Annotated in this window: 17 protein-coding genes; 7 read left to right on the forward strand and 10 right to left on the reverse strand. The window is 72.3% G+C overall.

Features of this window, described 5'->3' with window-relative positions:
- Positions 1–42 precede the first annotated feature (42 nt).
- Positions 43–1,200 carry an acyl-CoA dehydrogenase family protein gene (locus ACFO3J_RS20420; protein WP_386430963.1) on the forward strand — a complete coding sequence of 386 codons (1,158 nt, stop codon included), beginning with the start codon at positions 43–45 and terminating at the stop codon, positions 1,198–1,200.
- A 52-nt stretch (positions 1,201–1,252) separates the two neighbouring features.
- Here the strand turns inward: ACFO3J_RS20420 and ACFO3J_RS20425 are convergent, their stop codons facing one another.
- A complete protein-coding gene (locus ACFO3J_RS20425) occupies positions 1,253–2,941 on the reverse strand; it encodes an ArnT family glycosyltransferase (RefSeq protein ID WP_386430965.1) in 1,689 nt (562 codons plus the stop codon).
- A gap of 403 nt (positions 2,942–3,344) precedes the next feature.
- Here ACFO3J_RS20425 and ACFO3J_RS20430 point away from each other — a divergent pair, with 403 nt between their 5' ends.
- Positions 3,345–4,049, forward strand: a complete 705-nt coding sequence (locus ACFO3J_RS20430) for an LAETG motif-containing sortase-dependent surface protein (RefSeq protein WP_386430967.1) — start codon at positions 3,345–3,347, stop codon at positions 4,047–4,049.
- 129 nt (positions 4,050–4,178) lie between these two features.
- Here the strand turns inward: ACFO3J_RS20430 and ACFO3J_RS20435 are convergent, their stop codons facing one another.
- Entirely contained in the window at positions 4,179–5,405 is a 1,227-nt protein-coding gene (locus ACFO3J_RS20435; RefSeq protein ID WP_386430969.1) for an LCP family protein, read from the reverse strand.
- Between the two features lie 240 nt (positions 5,406–5,645).
- On the opposite strand from ACFO3J_RS20435, the gene ACFO3J_RS20440 reads away from it, so the two are divergent.
- Entirely contained in the window at positions 5,646–6,113 is a 468-nt protein-coding gene (locus ACFO3J_RS20440) for an acyl-CoA thioesterase (protein WP_386431069.1), read from the forward strand.
- Positions 6,114–6,130: 17 nt separating this feature from the next.
- On the opposite strand, the gene ACFO3J_RS20445 is transcribed toward ACFO3J_RS20440, so the two are convergent.
- A complete protein-coding gene (locus tag ACFO3J_RS20445) occupies positions 6,131–7,642 on the reverse strand; it encodes an LCP family protein (protein WP_449343647.1) in 1,512 nt (503 codons plus the stop codon).
- A 144-nt stretch (positions 7,643–7,786) separates the two neighbouring features.
- Here ACFO3J_RS20445 and ACFO3J_RS20450 point away from each other — a divergent pair, with 144 nt between their 5' ends.
- On the forward strand, positions 7,787–8,851 hold the full coding sequence (locus ACFO3J_RS20450) for a glycosyltransferase family 2 protein (RefSeq protein ID WP_386430973.1): 1,065 nt from the start codon (positions 7,787–7,789) through the stop codon (positions 8,849–8,851).
- Between the two features lie 34 nt (positions 8,852–8,885).
- On the opposite strand, the gene ACFO3J_RS20455 is transcribed toward ACFO3J_RS20450, so the two are convergent.
- The 4 genes from ACFO3J_RS20455 to ACFO3J_RS20470 all read right to left on the reverse strand — a co-directional run bounded on the left by ACFO3J_RS20455 (position 8,886) and on the right by ACFO3J_RS20470 (position 15,106).
- Positions 8,886–10,532, reverse strand: coding sequence for an LCP family protein (locus tag ACFO3J_RS20455; RefSeq protein ID WP_386430975.1), 1,647 nt, complete (start codon positions 10,530–10,532; stop codon positions 8,886–8,888).
- A 44-nt stretch (positions 10,533–10,576) separates the two neighbouring features.
- On the reverse strand, positions 10,577–12,295 hold the full coding sequence (locus ACFO3J_RS20460; RefSeq protein WP_386430977.1) for an LCP family protein: 1,719 nt from the start codon (positions 12,293–12,295) through the stop codon (positions 10,577–10,579).
- A 153-nt stretch (positions 12,296–12,448) separates the two neighbouring features.
- The gene (locus ACFO3J_RS20465) at positions 12,449–13,945 is read right to left on the reverse strand and encodes an LCP family protein (protein ID WP_386430979.1); all 1,497 of its coding nucleotides are present in this window, start codon (positions 13,943–13,945) and stop codon (positions 12,449–12,451) included.
- A 399-nt stretch (positions 13,946–14,344) separates the two neighbouring features.
- Positions 14,345–15,106 (reverse strand): TIGR03089 family protein, encoded by a 762-nt coding sequence (locus ACFO3J_RS20470; RefSeq protein ID WP_386430980.1) that lies wholly within the window; start codon positions 15,104–15,106, stop codon positions 14,345–14,347.
- A gap of 127 nt (positions 15,107–15,233) precedes the next feature.
- Between ACFO3J_RS20470 and ACFO3J_RS20475 the strand changes: the two genes are divergently transcribed.
- Positions 15,234–16,415 carry a sugar phosphate nucleotidyltransferase gene (locus ACFO3J_RS20475; RefSeq protein ID WP_386430982.1) on the forward strand — a complete coding sequence of 394 codons (1,182 nt, stop codon included), beginning with the start codon at positions 15,234–15,236 and terminating at the stop codon, positions 16,413–16,415.
- 60 nt (positions 16,416–16,475) lie between these two features.
- Positions 16,476–17,471 carry a DNA-3-methyladenine glycosylase family protein gene (locus ACFO3J_RS20480; RefSeq protein WP_386430983.1) on the forward strand — a complete coding sequence of 332 codons (996 nt, stop codon included), beginning with the start codon at positions 16,476–16,478 and terminating at the stop codon, positions 17,469–17,471.
- A gap of 76 nt (positions 17,472–17,547) precedes the next feature.
- Here ACFO3J_RS20480 and ACFO3J_RS20485 read toward each other — a convergent pair whose 3' ends face one another.
- Genes ACFO3J_RS20485 through ACFO3J_RS20495 form a run of 3 tightly spaced genes read right to left on the reverse strand, consistent with a single transcriptional unit; the run spans position 17,548 to position 20,431 of the window.
- Entirely contained in the window at positions 17,548–18,894 is a 1,347-nt protein-coding gene (locus ACFO3J_RS20485; protein WP_386430985.1) for a coenzyme F420-0:L-glutamate ligase, read from the reverse strand.
- Positions 18,891–19,847 carry a 2-phospho-L-lactate transferase gene (cofD, locus tag ACFO3J_RS20490; protein WP_386430987.1) on the reverse strand — a complete coding sequence of 319 codons (957 nt, stop codon included), beginning with the start codon at positions 19,845–19,847 and terminating at the stop codon, positions 18,891–18,893. Before cofD ends, ACFO3J_RS20485 begins: the two co-directional genes overlap by 4 nt.
- A 50-nt stretch (positions 19,848–19,897) precedes the next feature.
- Entirely contained in the window at positions 19,898–20,431 is a 534-nt protein-coding gene (locus ACFO3J_RS20495; RefSeq protein WP_386430989.1) for a cysteine dioxygenase, read from the reverse strand.
- Between the two features lie 665 nt (positions 20,432–21,096).
- Here ACFO3J_RS20495 and ACFO3J_RS20500 point away from each other — a divergent pair.
- Positions 21,097–21,360, forward strand: coding sequence for a WhiB family transcriptional regulator (locus tag ACFO3J_RS20500; RefSeq protein ID WP_031519519.1), 264 nt, complete (start codon positions 21,097–21,099; stop codon positions 21,358–21,360).
- Positions 21,361–21,608 lie beyond the last annotated feature (248 nt).

Raw genomic sequence — 21,608 nt, forward strand, 5'->3', positions numbered from 1 at the left:
ACGGTTACTTAACGGTAGTTAGCACTCGGGGAGTGAGACACTGTGGCAGGATCCTCCGACTTCGATTTCTTCCGGACCTCCGAGGAGCAGGACACGCTGCGGGCCTCCGTCCGCTCGCTCGCCGAGGCGAAGATCGCGCCCTACGCCGCCGAGGTGGACGAGCAGGCCCGCTTCCCGCAGGAGGCGCTGGAGGCGCTGGAGGCCAACGACCTGCACGCCGTCCACGTCCCCGAGGCGTACGACGGCTCCGGCGCCGACGCGCTGTCCACCGTCATCGTGATCGAGGAGATCGCGCGGGTCTGCGCCTCCTCCTCGCTCATCCCGGCGGTCAACAAGCTCGGCTCGCTGCCGGTGCAACTGGCCGGTTCCGAGGAGCTGAAGGCCAAGTACCTGGGGGCGCTGGCCCGCGGCGAGGGCATGTTCTCCTACTGCCTGTCCGAGCCGGACGCCGGCTCGGACGCGGCCGGCATGAAGACCCGCGCGGTCCGTGACGGCGACGACTACGTGCTCAACGGCGTCAAGCGCTGGATCACCAACGCCGGCCAGTCGCGCTTCTACACGGTGCTGGCCGTCACCGACCCGGAGCTGCGCACCAAGGGCATCTCCGCCTTCGTGGTGGAGAAGAGCGACGAGGGCGTCTCCTTCGGCGCCCCCGAGAAGAAGCTCGGCATCAAGGGCTCCCCGACCCGCGAGGTCTACTTCGACAACGTCCGCATCCCCGCCGACCGGCTGATCGGCGCCGAGGGCACCGGCTTCGCCACCGCGATGAAGACCCTCGACCACACCCGCATCACCATCGCCGCCCAAGCCCTCGGCATCGCCCAGGGCGCGCTGGACTACGCCAAGGGCTATGTCAACGAGCGCAAGCAGTTCGGCAAGGCCATCGCGGAGTTCCAGGGCATCCAGTTCATGCTGGCCGACATGGCGATGAAGCTCGAAGCCGCCCGGCAGCTCACCTACGCCGCCGCGGCCAAGTCCGAACGGGTCGACGCCGACCTGACCTTCTTCGGCGCCGCCGCCAAGTGCTTCGCCTCCGATGTGGCGATGGAGATCACCACCGACGCGGTCCAGCTCCTCGGCGGCTACGGCTATACACGCGACTACCCGGTGGAGCGGATGATGCGCGACGCCAAGATCACCCAGATCTACGAAGGCACCAACCAGGTGCAGCGGATCGTCATGGCGCGCAACCTGCCGTAGCGCCACCCGCCGCGGCGCCCTCCCGGGCGTGGGAACGCCCGGGAGGGCGCCCTCACCGCCGCGGGCAGACGACCAGGTGGAAGGCCGGGTCGGTGGCCACCGGCGAAGCGCAGTCGTACCGGGCCCGGATCGCCGCCGACACCTCCGGCGCCACCTTGCTCAGCGGGAACCACCAGGTGTCCAGCACCGCGAAGCGCGCGGTCGGATCGGCCACACAGCGCAGATTCTCCCGGTAGCTGGCCTGGCTGGTGATGTCCCGGTCGTAGAGGGTGCGCTGGAGGAAGTCCGGGGTGGGGTAGCGGCAGTGGGTCGGATTGCCCAGCTGGTAGCCGACGTCCCCGAACGCCAGATAGGTGACCGGGGTGTCCGGCCCGATCCGCTCCCGCACCCCGTCGAGCCAGCGCCCGAGGTCCTGCCGGTCCCGCACCCGTTCCAGGGCGGTGAAGGTGGAGTGCCGGGTGTCGTACGAGTAAGGGGTCGTCGGCCAGACCGGGATCGACAGCGCCAGGACGGTCGCGACCGCGGCGGCATACCGCGGCGGTGCCTCGGCCGGGCGGAAGGCCACGCAGAGCGCGGCGGCGGCCACCACCGACACCAGGGCGAAGGCGAGGGGCGCGTGAGCGCTGCGCCACGCCAGGGACTGCCCGGCGAGCAGCGGCACGGCCACCCCGAGCAGCAGGGCGGCGGCGACCAGCCAGCGGTGCGGGGAGCGGGCCAGCACCAGCCCCCACAGGGCGGCGGCCAGCACCGGCAGCGCGGCGAGGTGGTACTGGAACCACTGGCCCTGCACGATCAGCGCGACCAGCACTCCGGCCACCCCGGTGGCGGTCACCAGCGGCCATGCCCAGCGCTCCCGGCGGGTCGCCGCGCCGCGGGCGAGCAGGACGACGGCGGCCGGCAGCAGCGCCACCAGCGGGTTCATCAGCGCCTCGGTGCCCACCGTGTCGACGAGATGGGCCAGGTCGGCGGTGTGGAAGCCGTTCTGCAGCGGCCCGCTGGGGTTGAGGGCGGACAGTTCGTTGAACCACCGCCACTCGCGCGGCTGGACGGCGATGGCCAGGACGAAGCCGGCCGGGGTGGCGACGGCGGCCGCGACGGCGGTCCACCAGCCGCGGCGCCGGTCCATCGCGATCAGCGCGCCCAGCGGCAGCAGCGCGGTGGGCGCGGTCGTGTACTTGACCAGCACCGCCAGGGCTATCAGCACACCCGCCGCCGGGACCGCGTACCGCAGCCGGCGCAGTGCCGTCCCGGCGGCCAGCCCCGCGACGGCGAGCCAGACCGCGAACCACTCCGGTTGCAGGAAGTCCCAGGCCGGGGCGAAGAGCAGGGTGAGCCCGATGCCCGCCGCGACCGCGCCGGCCTCGCGCCGGGCCAGGTAGCGGGCGAGTCCGCCGCGCAGCCACCAGATGACGGCGGCGGTCAGGACGATGACCACCAGCCGTATCCACGCCTCGCGCAGGGCGACCGGACCGGTGGTGAGGTGATCGAGGCCCGACAGCAGCCAGCGGTACGCCAGCGGCCGGTGGATGAACGTCCCGGACGCCGGGATGCCGCCGCGTCCTGCCGCCCGCATGCCGCCGAGGCAGTAGCGCACATCGTGGTTGAGCCCGCTCCAGCACATCGCGGCGACCGCGGCGGCTCCGACGAGCACGGCGAGGACGTAGGCGCTGCGCGGTGTCCCGTGCTCCTGGGCGGCGGGTGCCGATCCGTCGCGGATGTCGGGTTCTGTCAGGTGGGTCACGGCGGGCAGCCTAGCCACAACCCGGCCGTACCGATGCGGCCGGGATCGATGCGGATAACCTTCGCGCATTCCCGGCGGCCGGCCCGCCGCGACGCATCGCCGATGATCACCCGGGTGTGAGAACGAGTGCGTGAAGGCGCCAACCAAGTGCTGGGGATCGTTGTCGCGCGCGACCTCCACGCGTAACCTCCCGCGTCTCAACTCTGTAATAACCGCAGCTCGAAGTGCGCCCCACGAGGAGTCCTTTGGGTAGTTCGGGTGGTTTAGCGGAGGGTTTGCGATCAATTGACAAGCGTGCGAGGGGGCTTGTAGAGCTGTGAGGGCCATCAGCGGGACGGGGGGCCCAATGCGTCTGCTGAACGGCCTTTCTCTGCTTGTGATCCGAGTCCCGTGAAGGGAAGACGTGTCTATTAACCGCCGCACCGCCATAGCAGTGCGATCCATTGGCGTCGCCTCCGCCGCAGCCGCTCTGGCGCTGGGCGTTGCAGGCAGCGCGTTCGCTTGCAGCATCACCGAGTTCACCGGAGACGCCACCTGCGACTCCGGCCACGGTGTCATCACCGTCCACGACAAGGACGGCTCCGGCACCTCTGTGACGATCACCGTCAAGCAGGGCGACACCGTGGTCGGCCAGAAGGAGAACGTGGTCGGATCCGCGTCCGGCGTCGACGTGTCCTTCCCCGTCGACTGGCAGCCCAGCGCGACCTACACCATCAGCGTCGTCAAGACCAACGGCGACGTCGTCTCGGGCACCGCGGACGTCAAGAACGGCACCCCCTGCGAGACCACTCCGCCCCCGCCGCCGCCCACCACCCCGGCGGCTCCGACCACCTCGCCCGCCACCACGGCACCCACCGGGACGCCGACCACTCCGGCGGCCGGCACCCCGACCGGCACCCCGACGGTGGCCGCGACCACCTCGGCCGCCGCTCCGGTGGTGGCCGACACCAACGCGCCGTCCCCGGCCGCCGGTGGCAGCACCAACCTGGCCGAGACCGGTAGCAGCAGCAGTACCCCGATGATCGCGGGTATCGCGGCGGCGCTGGTCGTCGTCGGCGGCGGCTCGGTCTTCGCCCTGCGGCGCCGCAAGCCGGCCGCGCGTCACTGACGCGGACCGGGAGACCGGAGGACCGGGAAACCGCAAGCCCGGAAAACCCGGCGGCCCCGGTCCCGCGACGAATTCGTCGCGGGACCGGGGCCGTTCGCACGTTCCCGGACACATGCCCTTCGGGGCGGGCTACTTCGGGGTGCCGACGGTCACCTTCTGGTCGTTCTTCAGCTCGTCGAACAGCGTCTTGGCCTTCGTCATGTCCCACTTGACGGCGTCGCCGTCGTTCGGGGTGCTGTAGTTGGCGTTGGCTATCGGCACCGTGATCGACTGACCGCCGCCACCGGTGACGCCCTTCATCGCCCAGAACATCGACGCCAGGTCCGGCAGACTCATCTTCTTGTCGACGATCAGCGTGTCCAGGCCCGAGCCGATCACCGGGTACAGCTTGAACGGGTTCAGGACGGTGGCCGGCGAGGCGGCCTGGTGGGCCAGGGTGGACAGGAACTTCTGCTGGTTCCGCATCCGGCCCAGGTCCTGGTCGGCCTCCTGGTGCCGCTGCCGCACGAAGGCCAGCGACTGCTTGCCGTCGAGCTTCTGGCAGCCGGCCGAGAAGTCCGCGCCCGACGCCTTGTCGTGCAGCGGCTTGTCCAGGCACATGTTCACACCGCCGAGCGCGTCGACCAGGTTCACGAAGCCGGCGAAGCCGATCTCGGCGTAGTGGTCGATGTGGATGCCGGTGTTGTACTCGATGGTGCGGGTCAGCAGCTCGGGCCCGCCGTCGGAGTACGCGCGGTTGAGCTTGTGGGTGGAGGCCGCGTACCGCTTGTGCGTCTGCTGCCCGGTGAAGGCCGGGATGGTGACGTACGAGTCACGCGGCAGGCTCATCATCGTGGTGCCGTTGGAGCCGGTGTGCAGGATCATCATCGAGTCGGTGCGCTGACCGCTGTCGGCGCCGGTGTGCAGCTGCTTCTCCTCGGCCGGGGTCAGACCCGCCCGGCTGTCCGAGCCGACGATCAGGTAATTGGTGCCCTTGCCGGTCGGCGGCCGGTCCTCCACCTTGCTGAGGTCCACCTCGCGGCGCACCTTGGAGTCCGCCCAGAAGTACGTGGAGACGGACACCACCAGCAGCACCACGACCAGACCCAGCGCGGTGTAGCCGATCTTCTTACGGGTGCTCCAGCGCCGGCCGCCCGGGCCGCCGCCGGTACCGCTCACCCGGCCGCTGTCGGGCGGGCCGAACGCGCCACCGGGGCTGCCACCGGGGCTCCCCCCGGGACCTCCACCGGGCTGCTGGCGGCGGCCGGCCTGCGGCGGGACCCCGCCGGCGGCAGCGGCGCGGCGCGGCGACAGTTCTGGGGGCAGCGGGGGCTCGGTGAGCCGTCGCCGCTCGGTGTCATCGCTCCAACCGTTCATGCCCGCCAGTGTGCCCGCCGGTCCCGGGTGACCCGCAATCGGCGGCGGATCTGTAGCACATCCGATGCATTGGCAGGTCCACCGCAGCGGTTCCGTGACGCACATAAGCTGGAGGACATGATCGAGTCCTCCGCCCGAGGGGAGGGCGGCCCGCAGACCCCCGCGCCGCTGCCCACCCCGGCCGTCCCGGTGATCCCGGGCAAGCCCACTTCCGCCTCCCGGATCACCCTCTCCCACATCATGAGCGCGCAGGACACCAACCTGCTGGGCACCGTGCACGGCGGGGTGGTGATGAAACTGGTGGACGACGCGGCGGGCGCGGTGGCCGGCCGCCACTCCGAGGGCCCGGCGGTGACCGGCGCGATGGACGAGATGGCCTTCCTCGAACCGGTGAGGGTCGGCGACCTGCTCCATGTGAAGGCCCAGATCAACTGGACCGGGAAGACATCCATGGAGGTCGGCGTGCGTGTCATCGCCGAGCGCTGGAACGAGTCGGGTCCGGCCAACCACGTCGCCAGCGCGTATCTGGTCTTCGTCGCCGTGGACGCCGAGGGCAATCCGCGCCCGGTGCCCCAGGTGGTCCCCGAGACCGACCGGGACCACCGCCGCCGGCAGGAGGCCCAGATCCGCCGCACCCACCGGCTGGCCCGGCGCCGCGCCATCCTCGAACTGCGCCGGGAGCGGACGGCGGAGGGCCTGGACCAGTAGCGTCGCCGCGCCCCGCTCTACGAGCAGACCACCTCGTCCCCGGTCACGGCGTTCTCCACCACGCTGTCCGCCGCCACCGTCACCGGCCTGACCTCGGCGAAGTCCGCGCCGAGTGTGACCGCCATCACCGAGCCCTGCCCGGCCACCGGCACCAGCTCCGCGCCCGGCAGGGCGGCCGCCACCGACCGCACCGAGCGGTCCCAGCGGGGGTCGTAGTCGATCACCGTCCGCCGCACGGCGTGCGCGGCCGTGGTCGGCAGGCCGGGGGTGACGAAGCCGGTGGCGCGCAGCGCCTGCTGCGCCTGGGCGCCCAGTCCGTCGGTGTCGGTGCCGTTGGACACCTTCACGCGGATCTGCGCCGGATCGACCTCGACCTTGGTGACCTTGTGCCCGTTCCGCACGCGCGCCGGGGCCAGCGGGCGGTCGGCGCGGATCGCGGCCCACAGCTCGCCCGCCTTCGTCTCGTCCCACTTCACCGTGGAGCCGATACCGGGGACCTCGTAGTCGAGATCGCTCAGCGGCACCGAGACGAACTCCGAGGAGCTGGCCGACAGTCCCTTCAGGCCCTTGGCCAGCGCGATCAGGTCCCCGGCCCCCAGTTGCTGGTCGGCCCGGACCGAGCCGAGGGCGGTGCTCGCGACCCGGCTCAGCTCGACCGGGTTGGCCAGGGTGTCCCCGCTGGTGATCTTGTGGATGACCTGGGCCAGGAAGCGCTGCTGGCGCTGCATCCGGCCCAGGTCCGCCGAGCCGTCGATGTGCCGGGAGCGCACGTACTGCAGCGCCCGGCCGCCGTCCAGCGTCGTGGTGCCGGGCGGCAGGTCGAGGCCGGTGAAGGAGTCCTTCAGCGGAACCGTCGTGCAGACCTTGACGCCGCCGATGACGTCCACGGTCTTCATGAAGCTGGCGAAGTCCACTTCCAGATAGTGGTCGATGTGCACACCGGTCAGTTGCTCCACGGTACGCACGGTGAGCTTGGCGCCGCCCTCCGCATAGGCCTCGTTGATCTTCGCCGGGCGGGTGGTGGCGGCAGGGGGCGGGTCGGCGGCGGCCTTGCCGTCCAGGGCTGCGGGGGAGGCGGAGCGGGCCGTGACCGGGTCGCGGGGCAGCCGTACGTAGCTGTCGCGCGGGATGCTGACGATGCCGGCCCGCTGCCGGTCCTCCGAGAGGTGCACGAGCATGATGGTGTCCGTGCAGTGGCAGGGCGCGCCGCCCAGGTGATAGCGCCGCCGGTCGGCCGGGTCCAGGCCGTCGCGGCCGTCGGTGCCGACCAGCAGGAAGTTGGTGCCCTTCGTACCGTCCGGACGGCCCTGCATCCCGCCGAAGGCGTCCACCCGGCCGATCGCGCCGTTGACCCCGTCGACGACCGCGTGGCCGATCCCGCTGACGGTGATCACCAGCAGCGCCACACCGCCGGCGATCCGCGTGCTCCAGCGGATCGGCGGACGGGGGCGGGGACGCCGGCCGCCCGGCGGACGATTGCCGGGCGGCGGCGGGCGGCGGCGGGTGGGCGGCAAGGGGGAGACCTCCAGCCAGCGGGACGAAGACCCGTTCAGGCTAGGGACAAATAAGACTGTAGGTCCTGGCCCCACGCGCTGGGGTCCCCCGTAAGCGGTAACGTTTGCCGCGATGCACCCCGCGACGAACCCCGCCCCGAACGCCGTTACGAAGGCCCCATGAACCCCGCTGCGAACTCCGCGTCCCCGGCAGTCTCCGTGATCATGCCGGTGCTCAACGAGGAGCGCCATCTGCGCAACTCCGTCCGGCACATCCTGGAGCAGGACTATCCGGGCGAGCTGGAAGTCGTCATCGCGCTGGGCCCGTCCAAGGACCGCACCGACGCGATCGCGGCCGAGCTGGTCGCCGAGGACTCCCGGGTCCACACCGTGCCCAACCCCACCGGCCGCACCCCGGCCGCGCTGAACGCGGCCATCGAGGCGTCCCGGCACCCGGTCGTGGTCCGGGTGGACGGGCACGGCATGCTCTCGGCGGACTACATCGCCACCGCCGTCCGCCTGCTGGACGAGACGGGCGCGGCCAATGTCGGCGGCATCATGCACGCCGAGGGCGAGAACAACTGGGAGCACGCGGTCGCCGCCGCGATGACCGCCAAGATCGGCGTCGGCAACGCGGCCTTCCACACCGGCGGCGCGGCCGCCGCGGCCGACACCGTCTACCTCGGTGTCTTCCGCCGGGAGGTGCTGGAGCAGCAGGGCGGCTACAACGTGGAGTTCATCCGCGCCCAGGACTGGGAGCTGAACTACCGCATCCGCGAAGCCGGTCATCTCATCTGGTTCTCACCCGAGTTGCGGGTCTCCTACCGCCCCCGGCCGAGCGTCCGCACCCTCGCCAAGCAGTACAAGGAGTACGGCCGCTGGCGCCGTGTCGTCACCCGCTACCACCGCGGCTCGGTCAACCTCCGCTACCTGGCCGCCCCGGTCGCCCTGGTCGCGAACGCGGCCGGCCTCGTCCTCGGCGCGGCCCTCACCCCGTGGGCGCTGCTCGTCCCGGCCGCCTACGTCGTCGGCATCACCGCCGGGTCCCTCCCGGCCGGGCGCGGCCTGCCCTTCGGCGCCCGGGCCCGTATCCCGCTCGCCCTGGCCACCATGCACATGTGCTGGGGCTACGGCTTCGTCACCAGCCCGCGCTCGCTCGCCCGCAAGGTCATCGCCAGCCGCCGTCCGGCGGTCATGGACCGCCGGGGCGCGCCCGAGGCGGACCGGACCCCGGCCGCCTCCTGATCCCGCGCACGCCGCCGAAAGGCGGTGGCGCGGACTACGCGCCGCAGCCGCCGGCCGCCGCGGTGAGCATGTCGAGCCCCTTCGGCGGAGTGGTCGGCGGGCCGATCGGGGTGCCGGGCGCGGTGTAGTCGGCGCCGAGGGTGAGCGTCATATTGGCGCGCGGCGCGGCGTTCACGGTGCCGGGGATCAGCGCCGAGGCCGGCAGGCCCATCATGGCGGCCAGCGAACGGGCCTGGTCGGCCTGGTTGGGGGCGTACTTCAAGGTGGTCCTCGCGGCGTGGGACGGCGCGTCACCGCCGTTGGTGGAGCGGTTGACGCCCTCGTCGTTCTGCAGCCAGTTGAGGACGTCCTGGGAGGCGCCGAAGACGCCCGTGCCGTTGTAGACCAGCACCCGGGTGTTGTGCGGGGTGGCCTTGGGACCGACGAGCTTGGGGTCCGGCTGGACGGGACCCTGCGACAGCGAGACGTCGTTCCTGATCAGCGACAGGAGCTGGGCGGCCCTGGCCCGGTCCAGGACCACCGTGCCGTGCGCCGGGTCCGCCGGGTTGGCCAGTACCGGCAGCGTGGTGAAGGTGAAGTGCGCCGGGTCGACCGTGCCGAACAGCGCGCCCAGGCCGCTCAGCGCGGCGACGCTGCCGAGCGGGGTGTCCATGGTGAGCGCGGTGGAGGCGGTCCGCACGAGGGTCGCGGTCCGGTCCTTACCGGCCGCCGGGCCGGTCGAGCCGCCGGAGTCGCGGGAGCCGCCCGGCGCCACCGCGCGCACCAGTCCGGCCAGGAGCTGCTCCCGCGCGTCGACCCGGTTGGGTTCGGGCGGGCTCTGTCCGGCGCGGGTCACCTGGGTGAGGCAGCCGTCGAGGCCGCCGACCGCCGTCGCCACGGTCTTCAGTGCGGCCTGGTCGGCCAGCAGGAAGTGGTCGACCTTCAGTCCCGTCACCTGGGCGACCAGCCGCATCACGCATCCAGGGTCGCGCCCGCCGCCGAGGCTGTCCCGGACCGTCGGGGAGGTCTTCCCCTGCGGCGAACCGGCCACCCCCGAGGGACCCTTACCGGTGGGGCAGCCGGGGATGCTCGTCACCAGGTTCTCCGGGACGGCCAGCGCGGTGGCGTTCTCGTGGTTCGCCGCCAGGTGGACGAGGATCGCGGACGCCGCGCCGGTCTGCCCGGTGCCGCCGTCGCCGGTCCCGATGAGCAGGACGTTCATCGGACCGCTGGCCGACAGCGCGGCCGCCCCAGCGTCACCGACGTCCACCGTGCGGATGCCGGGCTCCGAGCCGCCGGCGGACAGCAGGCCGATACCGCCGGCCACCACCGCCACACCGGCGCCGACCGCTGTCCACAGCACCGCGGGCCGCCTGCCGGACCTGCGGGGCTTCGCCCGTCGGCGGCCGGACTGCCCGGCTCCCGCGGCCCTACGACGCCCCTGGTCCGTACGCGCCCGCCGGCTGCCGGGTCCCGGAGCGGGCCGGGGGGCCGCGATGTGCTCCGCGCGGGCGGGCGCCGGCGGGTCCGGCGGGTCGGCCGGGGTCTGGTACGGGTGCTGCTCCGGTTGTGACCGGGGTTCCGACTGAGGCTGCGGTCGCGGTTGCGGCGGCGGGTCCAGCCGCAACTGGTAGGTGCCGGTGGCCGGGTCGAGCACCCATTGGTCCGCCGGATCCACGAATTCGGGGCCTTGCGTGTCCACGGTCGCTCAGGTCCTCCATGCGGTCGGCCGGCCGGTCGCCCTGGTCATCCGACGCATGCCGTGCTGTCCGCCTCGGTCTTCTGCACGCCGTCGGGCACGGTGGTCGCGCCGATCGGGGTGCCCGGCTTGGTGAAGTCGGCGCCCAGGGTGAGCGTCATGTACGCCAGCGGCTGCGCGTTCACCGTGCCCTGGTGGAGCGCGGCGGCCGGCAGGCCCATCATGGCGGCCAGTGAGCGGGCCTGGTCGGCCTGGTTGGGCGCGTACTCCAGGATCGTCCTGGTGCTCGGCGCCGACGCGTTGCCGCCGTTGGCCGAGCGGCTCACACCCTGGGTGTTCTGCAGCCAGTTCACGGTGTCCTGGGCGGCTCCGAAGACCCCGCTGCCGTTGCGGACGGTGACCCGGGTGTCGAGCGCGGCGGCGCGGGGGCCGACCAGCCTCGGGTCCGGCGCGGCGGCCGGCTTCTTGACCTGGGTGAGCGAGACGTCGTTCTTGATCATCGAGACGAGCTGCGGGGCCCTGGTGTCGTCGACGACGACGGTCGCGTGCACTTTCTCGTCGGGGTTGTCCACCACGGGCAGCGTGGCGAAGGTGATGTGCTTGGTGTCGACCGCGCTGAGGTCCCCGGCCAGGCTGCTGAGTTTGGTCACGCTGCCGATCGCGGTGTCGACGGTCAGCGCGTGGGTGGCGGCGTTGGCCAGCGTCCACAGCTTCCTCGGGCTGGTCAGGGTGCCGCTGGACTTGATCTTCCGGATCATCGCGCTGAGGAAGTTCTGCTGCAGCTTGATCCGGTCCAGGTCGCTCTGGTTCCGCAGCGCGTGCCGGGTGCGGACGAACTCCAGCGCCTGCTCGCCCTGGATCTTGTGCGGTCCGGCGCTCAGGTCGAGATGCGACTTGGGGTCGACCAGCGGGCGGGCCAGGCAGACGTCGACACCGCCGACCGCCGAGGACAGCGTCTTGACCGCCTCGAAGTCGACCATCATGAAGTGGTCGATCCGCAGATTCCCCATCATCTGCGAGACCAGCCGCATCGTGCAGCCGGGGTCGCGGCCCTCCTGGCCGAGGCTCTCGTTGAACTTCGGGGTGGTGGTCTGCCGGGGCGTGCCGGGGATGACCTTGGTGGAGCCGTCCTTCTGCTTGGTCGGGCAGTCCGGGATGCCCGTCACGATGTCCCGGGGGATGCTCACCGCGGTGGCGTTGCTGCGGTCCGCCGACACATGGAAGAGGATCGTGGTGTCCGCGTGCCCGACGCTGCCCGTGTCGCCGTACTGCGAGCCCAGGCCCTGCCGGCTGTCGGTCCCGATGACCAGGATGTTTATCGGTCCCGAGTGGGTGACGCTCTTGCTGCCCGCGTCGCCCACGTCGACCGTGGTGATGTTGTTGTTGAAGTGCTCGTAGACCAGATACCCGCCGACGCTGCTGGCGAGCAGCACGAAGCCGACGGTGCCGCCGGTCCAGGCGAGCGCCTTCTTCCTGCGGGAGGACATGCCCTGCTTCGCCTTGCGGCGCCGGCGCGGCCCGGAGCCGGCCAGGTCGGTGGCGGGCGCCGCCGGGGCGGCGTCGGCGGGAGCGGCGGGCGTACGGCGCGACGCGTCGGCGGGACGCGGGACGGCGGCGCGCTCGGCCGCGTCACGGTAGTCGCCCTGCGGCGGCACGGTCGGTGACGGCGCCTCATCCGGTTCCAGCCGCAACTGGTACGTGCCCGTGGCCGGGTCAAGCACCCACTGGTCCGCCGGGTCGATATTCCTACGGCCTTGCGTGTCCACGGTCCCTCGGGTCCTCCGTCCGGGAGCTGCCGGAGCGCTCACACTAGCCGCCAAGTTCAGCGCCGATATGCGCCCGTGACAAATCCCGCGCCCCTACAACCGGACAAACCCGCTTATCCTGCCCGGGCTTCGAGCCGACCTTTCAGCCGCCGTTCACTGATCCCCGCCGCAGATGGCGCGGTCCGCGGTCGTCCCCTTGAAGGTGGGGACGGGGGCCGGACTCCCGCTGGTCGGGGTCCCGGTGGGGGTGCCGGTGCCGGAGGGGGTACCCGTGGGGCCGGCGGTCGGGGAGGCGGTCGCGGAGCCCGTCGGCGAAGTGGCGGGCGAGGCGGTCGGGGAGGCGCCGGGGGAGTTCGCGGGCTCCTCGTCGGTCACGTTCACCGCCTGGTCGGCGCGCAGCGCGGCGAACAACTGGTCGGCGGCCGGCTGCTTCAGCTGGTCGCGGTTGTGGTCCGCGGCGTAGGGCTCCTGCGGCAGGGTGAGGAAACGTATCGCCCCGGTCGGCGTCTGCTGGATGCTGTGCGCCAGGTCGTACAGCTCGTTGAGCGAGTCGAGACCCGGGTCGGCGGTGAGCGAGGACGTGGCCGCGGACAGCAGCGGATAGAGCTTGATCGGGTTGAGCAGCACGCCGTCGCTGCGCACCTTCTTCACCAGCGAGGCCAGGAAGTCCTGTTGCCGCTGCATCCGCTCGGTGTCGCTGCCGTCGCCCAGGCTCTCGCGGGCCCGTACATAGCCCAGCGCCTGCTCGCCGTTCAGCTTCTGCAGCCCCGCGGGCAGATTGAGCTGGGCCTTGCTGTCGTGCACCGGCTCGGCGACGCAGACGTCCACACCGCCGACCGCGTCCACCATCTTCTTGAAGCCGCCGAAGTCCACCACCAGGTGATGGTCGATCCGGATGCCGGTCATGTCCTCGACCGCGCGGATCGTGCAGGCGGCGCCGCCGAACTCGAAAGCCCAGTTGAACTGCTCGAAGCGCGCCGCGACAGTGCTGCCGTCGGCCTTGGTGCACTCCGGCACATGGGTCATCAGGTCGCGCGGGATGCTGACCGCGGTGGCGCTGCTGCGGTCGGCGGTCAGATGCAGCAGGATCGTGGTGTCGGAACGCTGGGTGCCGGTGTCCTGACCGTACTTCTCGTTGCCGTCACCGCGGTTGTCCGAGCCGATGAGCAGGATGTTCTCGGCCTTCGTCGGGCCCTCGGCGGGCCGTTGCGCGGCTTGCGCCCTCAGCTCGTTCTCGGCCGTGGTGTCGGTGGTGATGTTGGCGTTGAGCCGCTGGTAGAAGTACCAGCCGCCCGCTCCGAGGGCGAGGACGAGGAACGCGACGCAGGCGGCCAGGATCTTCAGCCAGCGGTAAGGGGACTTCGGCCGGGGGACGACGGCCGGGTCGGCGGTCTCGGCCGGGGGCGCGGACGGGGACTCGGCGACGGGTTCGGCCGCGGCCTTGGTGAGGACCACCGGCCGAGCATCGGTCACCGGGACGGGTGTCGCCTCGGGCTCGGGCGTGCTCTCGGCCGCGGACCCGGCCCCGGGCGGGGTTATGTCGCCGGCTCCGGTGCTGTCACCGCCATCACCGCTGTCTTTTTCGGGGGAGCCCTCGGCGGCCGCGGTGGCGGCGGGCCCGTCCTGCTGGGGCTCGTCTGGCGTGGTCACGTCGGTGCCCGTCCCTCGGTTGTTCGCCCGGCGGTGGCCGGGGCCGGTCGTGTTCGGGGGATCGGACCCGAATGCCCGACCGGCACTCGTTCAGACAGTCGAACGCGCCGGTTGGTTGCCCGCGTTGCCGAATTCCCCGTGCGGTCCGGAGGAAACCCGGGCGTCCACCAGGAGGACGGACGGTGCCGGGTCGGCCCGCGTCGGTCGATGGCGTTGCGCGTATGACGACTTAATACTCATAGGACATGTACTGGTACGACGATGCGGATGGTCGTACGGCGATGTGCCGCGCTGTGCGGCCATGCGGACAGTCGTACGGTAATGCGGCCGATCATACGACGATGTGGACGGTCGTACGATGAAGCGCTTGTCGTACGGCCTACCCGGTCGATCGTGCGATCAGCTGACCACGCTGTGCGTGACGCGCTCGGCGTCCTCGCGCCGGGCCAACCGCTCGGCCGGCAGCGCGTCCAGATGACGGCACAGGACGACCGACGCGTCCACGGCCAGCGGCGCCAGCAGCCCGGCCGCCAGCCCGTCCCAGGTGTCGTACGACCGGCCGGACAGCAGCCGGGAGCCGCGCTCGATGCCGAGGTCCCGCGCCGAGACCAGCGCGCGGTCCACCACCTCGCCGGCGGTCAGTACGGCGCCGCCGCCCGGCAGTTCCAGCGCGGGCGCGTCCGCGCCCAGCCGCGCGTAGGGGGTGAAGCGGTCACCCTGGCTCGGTACTTCTACCGCGTAGTCGGAAAAACCGGCCGGCGGCTGCGGGAAACGCCCGCCGAGCGGCCGCAGCGCCAGCGCCACCCGCTCGCCCCGGCAGGCACGCGCCTCGTCCAGGGTGTCCGGTCCGCTCACCACCAGGTCGGCGCCGCCCGGATCTCCGCCCGGTGCGACGATCACGCCGGTGGAGAAGGCGGCCAGCAGCCACGCCGCGGTCTGCCAGTGCGCGGGCAGCAGCAGCGCGAGCCGGTCGCCGGGCTGGGCCCCGAGATCGTTCTGCAGCAGATTCGCCGTCTTGGCGACCCAGTTGGCGAAAGTCGCCACCGACAACTCAACCCTTTCGCCGGTCTCGTCGTCATAGAAGGTGATCAACGGCCTGGCGGAATCCGCGCGGAGGGCATCGGCGAGCAGCGCGGCGGGCGTGCGAGTGGTGGGCGTCACGCCGGTCAGGCTACCTGGCGTGATCGGGCCGGCGGCGGTGGGCCGTACAGGTACCGTTGCGCGACGCAGCTGATCGGCCATCAGGCTCTGTTTCATCGGCTTTAAGGCTTATGTCACTATCTTCCCCATGTCAGCACCGATTCCCGCACAGAGTCTTCCGGTGAGCCCCGGCGCCACGGATCTCAGGGATGCCACCGACATCACCGGGCGCACGCCGCGTCGCGTCGCGACCGAGGCCATTCTGCTGGTCGGCGGCAAGGGGACCCGGTTGCGGCCGCTCACCGTGCACACCCCCAAGCCGATGATCCCGGCGGCCGGTGTGCCCTTTCTCACCCACCAGTTGGCGCGGGCCCGCGCGGCCGGGATCGAGCACATCGTGCTCGCCACCTCCTACCTCGCCGAGGTCTTCGAACCGTACTTCGGCGACGGCTCCGCGCTCGGCCTGCACCTGGAGTACGTCACCGAGAGCGATCCGCTCGGCACCGGCGGCGCGATCCGCAACGTCGCGCACCGGCTGCGCTCCGCACCCGGCGACCCCGTGCTGGTCTTCAACGGCGACATCCTCACCGGACTCGACATCCCCGCCCTCGTCGCCACCCACCGCCGCAGCGGCGCCGACATCTCGCTGCACCTGACGAAGGTGCCGGACCCGCGGGCCTTCGGCCTGGTCCCCACCGACCCGGACGGCCGCGTCACCGCCTTCCTGGAGAAGCCCCAGACGGTCGAGGAGATCGTCACCGACCAGATCAACGCGGGCGCCTATGTCTTCACCCGCTCGGTCATCGACATGATCCCGGCCGGGCGCCCGGTCTCCGTCGAGCGCGAGACCTTCCCCGAACTGCTCGCCGCCGGGGCTCATCTGCAGGGCATGGTCGACTCCACCTACTGGCTCGACCTCGGCACTCCGCACGCCTTCGTACGCGGCTCGGCCGATCTCGTCCTCGGCCGGGCCCCCTCGCCCGCCGTGCCCGGCCGGCACGGCGAACGCCTCGTGCTGCCCGGCGCCCGGGTCGCCGACGACGCGAAGCTCTCCGGCGGCACCTGCGTCTCCGAGGGCGCCGTCATCGGCTCCGGGGCCCGGATCGACGGCAGCACGGTGCTGGCCGGGGCGCGGGTGGAGACCGGCGCGGTGATCAAGAACTCACTGATCGGCGCGGCGTCGACCGTCGGCGCCCGGACCGTCCTCGACGGTGTCGTCATCGGCGACGGCGCCGAGGTCGGCCCCGACAACGAACTGCTCGCCGGCGCCCGGGTGTGGTGCGGGGCACGCATCGAGGCGGGCGCGATCCGCTTCTCCTCCGACCAGTAGTCCCAGGAGCTCCAGTAGCTCGGGCGGAAGCCCGGATCGGCGGCCGGGTACGCTCGGCGGGTGCTTCCGCCCCGAACGCGTCCCCAGGCCGGCGCCCTGCCCGCGCCCAGGCGCGTGGTCGGGGCCTCCGTCGCCGTGCCGGTGGCGCTGACGCGCGGCTGGGTGCCGCCGGGGCCGCTCGACGTCCGGCTCACCGTGGCGCCCTGGCGCCGCGGCGCCGGGGACCCCTCCTTCCGGATCACCCCGGACGGCGCGGTGTGGCGGGCCAGCCGCACGCCCGCCGGGCCGGGCACCCTGCGGATCACCGGCAGCCCGGCGAAGCTGGAGGGGCAGGCGTGGGGGCCCGGCGCGGAATGGCTGCTGGACGCCCTGCCCGGGCTGCTCGGCGCGCACGACGACCCCTCGGGCTTCGTGGCGCGGCACCGGGTGGTCCACCAGTCCCACCGGCGTCACCCGGGTCTGCGGCTCACCCGCACCGGGCTGGTGCTCGAAGCGCTGATCCCCACCGTCCTGGAACAGAAGGTCACGACGACGGAGGCCAATCGCGCCTGGCGGCTGCTTCTCTTCCAGCACGGCGAGCCCGCTCCCGGCCCCGCGCCGGCCGACCGGATGCGGGTCATGCCCGACGCGCGCGGCTGGGCCCTGATCCCCTCCTGGGACTGGCACTGCGCAGGCGTCGACAACAAGCGGGCCTCCACGATCCTCCGGGCGGTCCGGGTCGGCGCCCGCCTCGACACCTTCGCGAGCCTGCCGGTGGAAGACGCCGCCACCCGCCTGCGGACCATCCCCGGCATCGGCCCGTGGACCGCGGCGGAGACCCTCCAGCGCAGCCACGGCGCCGCCGACGCCCTCACCGTCGGCGACCTCCACCTCCCGCACCACATCGGCTACGCGCTGGAGGGCACCCGGCGCTCCAGCGACGAGGACATGCTCCGGCTGCTGGCCCCGTACGCCGGCCAGCGCCACCGCGCCGCCCGCCTCATCCTGCTCGGCTCCCACGCCCCGCCCCGCCACGGGCCCCGGCTGGCGCCGAACCCGCCGACCCGCGATTCCTGACCGCTCCGGAAGCCGGGGCCCGTGCCCAGGGCCGAGCCCGGGCACGGGCCGCCCGGACGGCAGATCAGCGCATGACTCAGCGCACGACCAGGAAATCCGCGCCGGACCGGGGCGTCCGCGCGGCCGGGGGGACGGCCGGCCGGCCGATGGCGACGGCTCCCATGGGATCCCAGTCCGCCGGCAGCGACAGGACCTCCCGCACCACGTCCCGGCAGAACATCGTGGACGACACCCATGCCGACCCCAACTGCTCCCCGGCCAGCGCGACCAGGAAGTTCTGCACCCCGGCCCCCGCGGCCACCACGAACATCTCCCGCTCCGCCGCCGCCCGCCGCGGGTCGGGATAGGTGTGCGCCCCGTCGGCGACCAGGCACGGCACCACCAGATACGGCGCCGCGCGCAGCACGTCCCCCCGCCGCAGCCGCTTGGCGACGCTCTGCTCGGAGAAACCGTCGCGCCGCAGATCCGCCGCCCAGGCGTCCCGCATCGCGTCCAGCAGCAGTGTCCGGGTCCGCGCCGACTCCACCAGCACGAAACGCCACGGCGTGGTGTGGTGCGGCGCCGGCGCGGTGACGGCCAGGTCGACCGCCCGGCGCACCGCGGCCGGGTCCACCGGCTCGTCGGTGAACTCCCGCACGGTCCGCCGCAGCGACACCGCCTCGCGCACCGCCTCCGACGTACCGAGCCGGAACATGTCGTTCGCCGCGTTCCGCACCAGCGGCCGGGCCCCCGGGTCGGCCGGCCCGGGGTCGGGGTCCACCAGCGCCGCCAGTCCGCGTACGACCGCGACCGGCAGGCCCGTCGCCTTGCCCTTGACCAGGTCCCCGGCGGCGGCCAGCTCGTCCGCGGTCGCGGTGACCGTCACGCTCAACTCGTTGCCGTGCGAGTCCCGGACGCCGCGCAGATCGCCCAGCACCCGCACCCCGGAGGCGCCGATGGCCACATCGGTGAGGCCCTCACGCCAGGGGCGGCCGAAGGTGTCGGTGACGACGACCCCGACCCGTACGCCGAGCACCTCGCGCAGCCCCTCGCGGATCCGCCGGGCCGAGCCGTCCGGGTCCTCGGGCAGCAGCAGGACCGTGCCGGCCGGGGTGTTGGAGGCGTCCACCCCCGCCGCCGCCATCACGAAACCGTGCCGCGTCTCCACGATCCGGGTCGGCCCGCGGCGCGCCACCAGCCGTACCGCCTCGGCGTCGATCGCGGCCTCACGGTCCTCGGCCCGCAGCAGGCGCCCCTCGGCCTTGCTGACGATCTTGGACGTCACCAGCAGCACATCGCCGTCGGCGAGCTCCGCCCCGGACGCCGCTATCAGCTTGGCGATGTCCGCCCCGGGCTGCACCTCCCCGATCCCCGGCACCCCGAAGACCTCGTAGCGGGGCGCGGCCTCCGCGGCGCGCCCCGGGTCCGGCACGACCGCGGTCACGCCTGTACCTCCTCGGCCAGTGCCAGCGCCTCCCGGGCCATCCGCGCGGTGGCCTCGACGCTCTCCATGAGCAGCGGTACGGCCCGGCAGCGGATGCCCGCCGACTCGACCTCGGCCACCGCGCCGGCGTCCACCGTGTCCACCAGCCAGCCGTCGAGCAGCCCGCTGCCGTAGTGCGCGGCCACCGCGGCGGCGGTCGACTCGACGCCCACCGCGGCCAGCACCTTGTCCGCCATCCCGCGCACCGGCGCGTCGCCGACGATCGGCGACAGACCGACCACCGGCACTCCGGCCTCGGCGATCGCTTCACGGATACCGGGGACCGCGAGGATCGTGCCGATACTGACCACCGGGTTGGACGGCGGGAAGACGATCACATCGGCGGCGGCGATCGCCTCCAGCACCCCGGGCGCCGGCTTGGCACCCTCGGCCCCGACGGGCACGACCGCGTGCGCGGTGACCGACGCGCGCAACCGCACCCAGTACTCCTGGAAGTGCACGGCCTTGCGCTCGCCGTCCACCTCGACCAGGACATGGGTCTCCACCCGGTCGTCCGACATCGGGATGAGCCGCACACCGGGCTTCCAGCGGGCGCACAGCGCTTCGGTGACCGCGCTCAGCGGATAGCCGGCGCCGAGCATCTGCGTACGGACGATGTGCGTGGCGAAATCACGGTCGCCCAGCCCGAACCACTCGGGTCCGACGCCGTACGCGGTCAGCTCCTCCTTCACCGCGAAGGTCTCCTCCGCCCGGCCCCAGCCCTGCTCCTCGTGGATGCCGCCACCGAGGGTGTACATGACGGTGTCGAGGTCGGGGCAGACCTTCAGCCCGAACAGATGGATGTCGTCTCCGGTGTTGCCGATGACGGTGATGTCCGCCTCCGGCGCCGCTGCCTTGAGGCCGCGCAGAAAGCGCGCTCCTCCGATACCTCCGGCCAGAACCACGATTCGCATGGTCCCCAGTCTGTCAGCCCGCCCACCCGGGCCGACCGGTCACGCCCCGGTCACGCCCCGGCCGGGGCCGCCGGGGCCTGCGCGTCCGCCAGGTCGGGCGTCCGGCCGCCGCCGGTGCATCCGTGCGGCGTCATCGCCGTGAGCCCCGGGAAGTAGACGTGCACGCTCACCGCCGGCTCCAGCGAGTCGTTGACCACCTCGTGCACATATCCCGGTGCGAACGCCCGCTGGTGACCCGCGGTCAGTACCCGGACCGACTCACCGCCCGGGCCCCGCACCCGCTCCCGCAGCGCGCCCTTCAGGACGGTGAGGACGCCGGAGGAGTGACCGTGGTCGTGCAGACCGCTGCCCTGGCCGGGCAGCCAGCTCAGCAGCCACACCTCGTAGCCGGGACCGGTCCGCAGCCGGGCGTACCAACGCGTGGTGGCGTCGTAGCGCACTTGGGCGGCCCAGCGCTCCCGGTCGGCGGCGATGGAGCGGGCGAGTCCGGCGAACTCCGCCACGGTGCTGGGGTGCTGCGGCACCGGGGGGAGCAGGTGGGGCAGAGCGAGTGGGTCACCGGCGATGGAGACGTCGGAGTACATGGGGTGTGTTCCTCTGCGATGCGCCTGAAAGGGGAGGTGCCGGTCCGTACCGGGACCGGGCAGGGGTTCAGCGGCAGCGACAGGAACAACAACAGCTCTGCGCGAGCGCGACGCAGCGGGACTCGCGGTGGCGAGTCCGGGAAGGCGCGTTGTACTCGGCGGACATGAGGCCAAGGAGACCGTTCCGGGCGGTCCGCTGTCAACTCAATGTCCGTTTTTTCCGCCATGTTCACCCGATCCGGTAACGCACAGTGGTGAAAGGTTTGTGCACGGGAAGGTGCGGATAGATGGTGCGGCATCCGTGCAGATCCGATGCAGATCCGATTTCGGTCCGGGAACACACACCACCCGGTGTGACGTTGTGCTTCTGTGATCGAAATGTGATCCACAACGCTTCACTCGAACAGTGGAACGCGGCACGTCGCCGCAGCGTCTGACGGTATGTGAGCGGTTGGTCGGCAGGACCATGGTTGGCGGACGATAGTTTTTTGGCCGATATCAACACTTTCCGTTACCCCTTGGTTCAGCGGAGTGAATAACGGGCCCAATAGCAGATTCCGGCTTGACTGGCCCGGATCGGCACACTTGTAATTTCACTCGTGTCGTTTCAGCCGGACATCGTGACGGCAGGCATCACGGGGAAGCACGACAGACGAGGGGCGCGCATGACCGAGCAGTTCCAGTTGCTGCTGGCCGAAGAGGCCGACGAGGAACTCGGCTGGCAGGAGCGCGCGCTGTGTGCGCAGACCGACCCCGAGTCGTTCTTCCCCGAAAAGGGCGGTTCCACGCGCGAGGCGAAGAAAGTCTGCCTCGCCTGCGAGGTCCGCTCCGACTGCCTGGAGTACGCGCTGGCCAACGACGAGCGCTTCGGCATCTGGGGCGGCCTGTCCGAGCGCGAACGCCGCCGTCTGAAGAAGGGCGTCGTCTGAAGCGCGGGCCCCGCCCTCGACCGCCCGCGCGCAGCCCGCCTTCCGTGTCCACCGGCACGGAGGGCGGGCTGCGTCGTTCCCCCGGCCCGCGCCGCCCCGGCCCGCCCTCCCGGCGACCGCGTCAGAGCCCTGGCCGAGCCCTCCAGGGCCCGCACCCGGACGGCGGCCCCCGCTTGAGCCGTTAGTGTGGGGGGCCGTCCAAGACGTGGGCCCGCCGCAGAGCGGGCGCAACCGTCCACCCGCAGTCC

Origin of the sequence: Streptomyces polygonati (assembly GCF_042650325.1) — a bacterium.
Classification (GTDB): Bacteria; Actinomycetota; Actinomycetes; order Streptomycetales; family Streptomycetaceae; genus Actinacidiphila; species Actinacidiphila polygonati.

What these genes read in the sequence shown, in the direction of transcription:
- ACFO3J_RS20435 (WP_386430969.1), bottom strand. Translation starts at nt 5,405, where the DNA reads ATGAACGGTTGGAGCGATGACACCGAGCGGCGACGGCTCACCGAGCCC.
- ACFO3J_RS20440 (WP_386431069.1), top strand. Translation starts at nt 5,646, where the DNA reads ATGAGCGCGCAGGACACCAACCTGCTGGGCACCGTGCACGGCGGGGTG.
- ACFO3J_RS20450 (WP_386430973.1), top strand. Translation starts at nt 7,787, where the DNA reads ATGAACCCCGCTGCGAACTCCGCGTCCCCGGCAGTCTCCGTGATCATG.
- ACFO3J_RS20475 (WP_386430982.1), top strand. Translation starts at nt 15,234, where the DNA reads ATGTCAGCACCGATTCCCGCACAGAGTCTTCCGGTGAGCCCCGGCGCC.
- cofD (WP_386430987.1), bottom strand. Translation starts at nt 19,847, where the DNA reads ATGCGAATCGTGGTTCTGGCCGGAGGTATCGGAGGAGCGCGCTTTCTG.
- ACFO3J_RS20495 (WP_386430989.1), bottom strand. Translation starts at nt 20,431, where the DNA reads ATGTACTCCGACGTCTCCATCGCCGGTGACCCACTCGCTCTGCCCCAC.
- ACFO3J_RS20500 (WP_031519519.1), top strand. Translation starts at nt 21,097, where the DNA reads ATGACCGAGCAGTTCCAGTTGCTGCTGGCCGAAGAGGCCGACGAGGAA.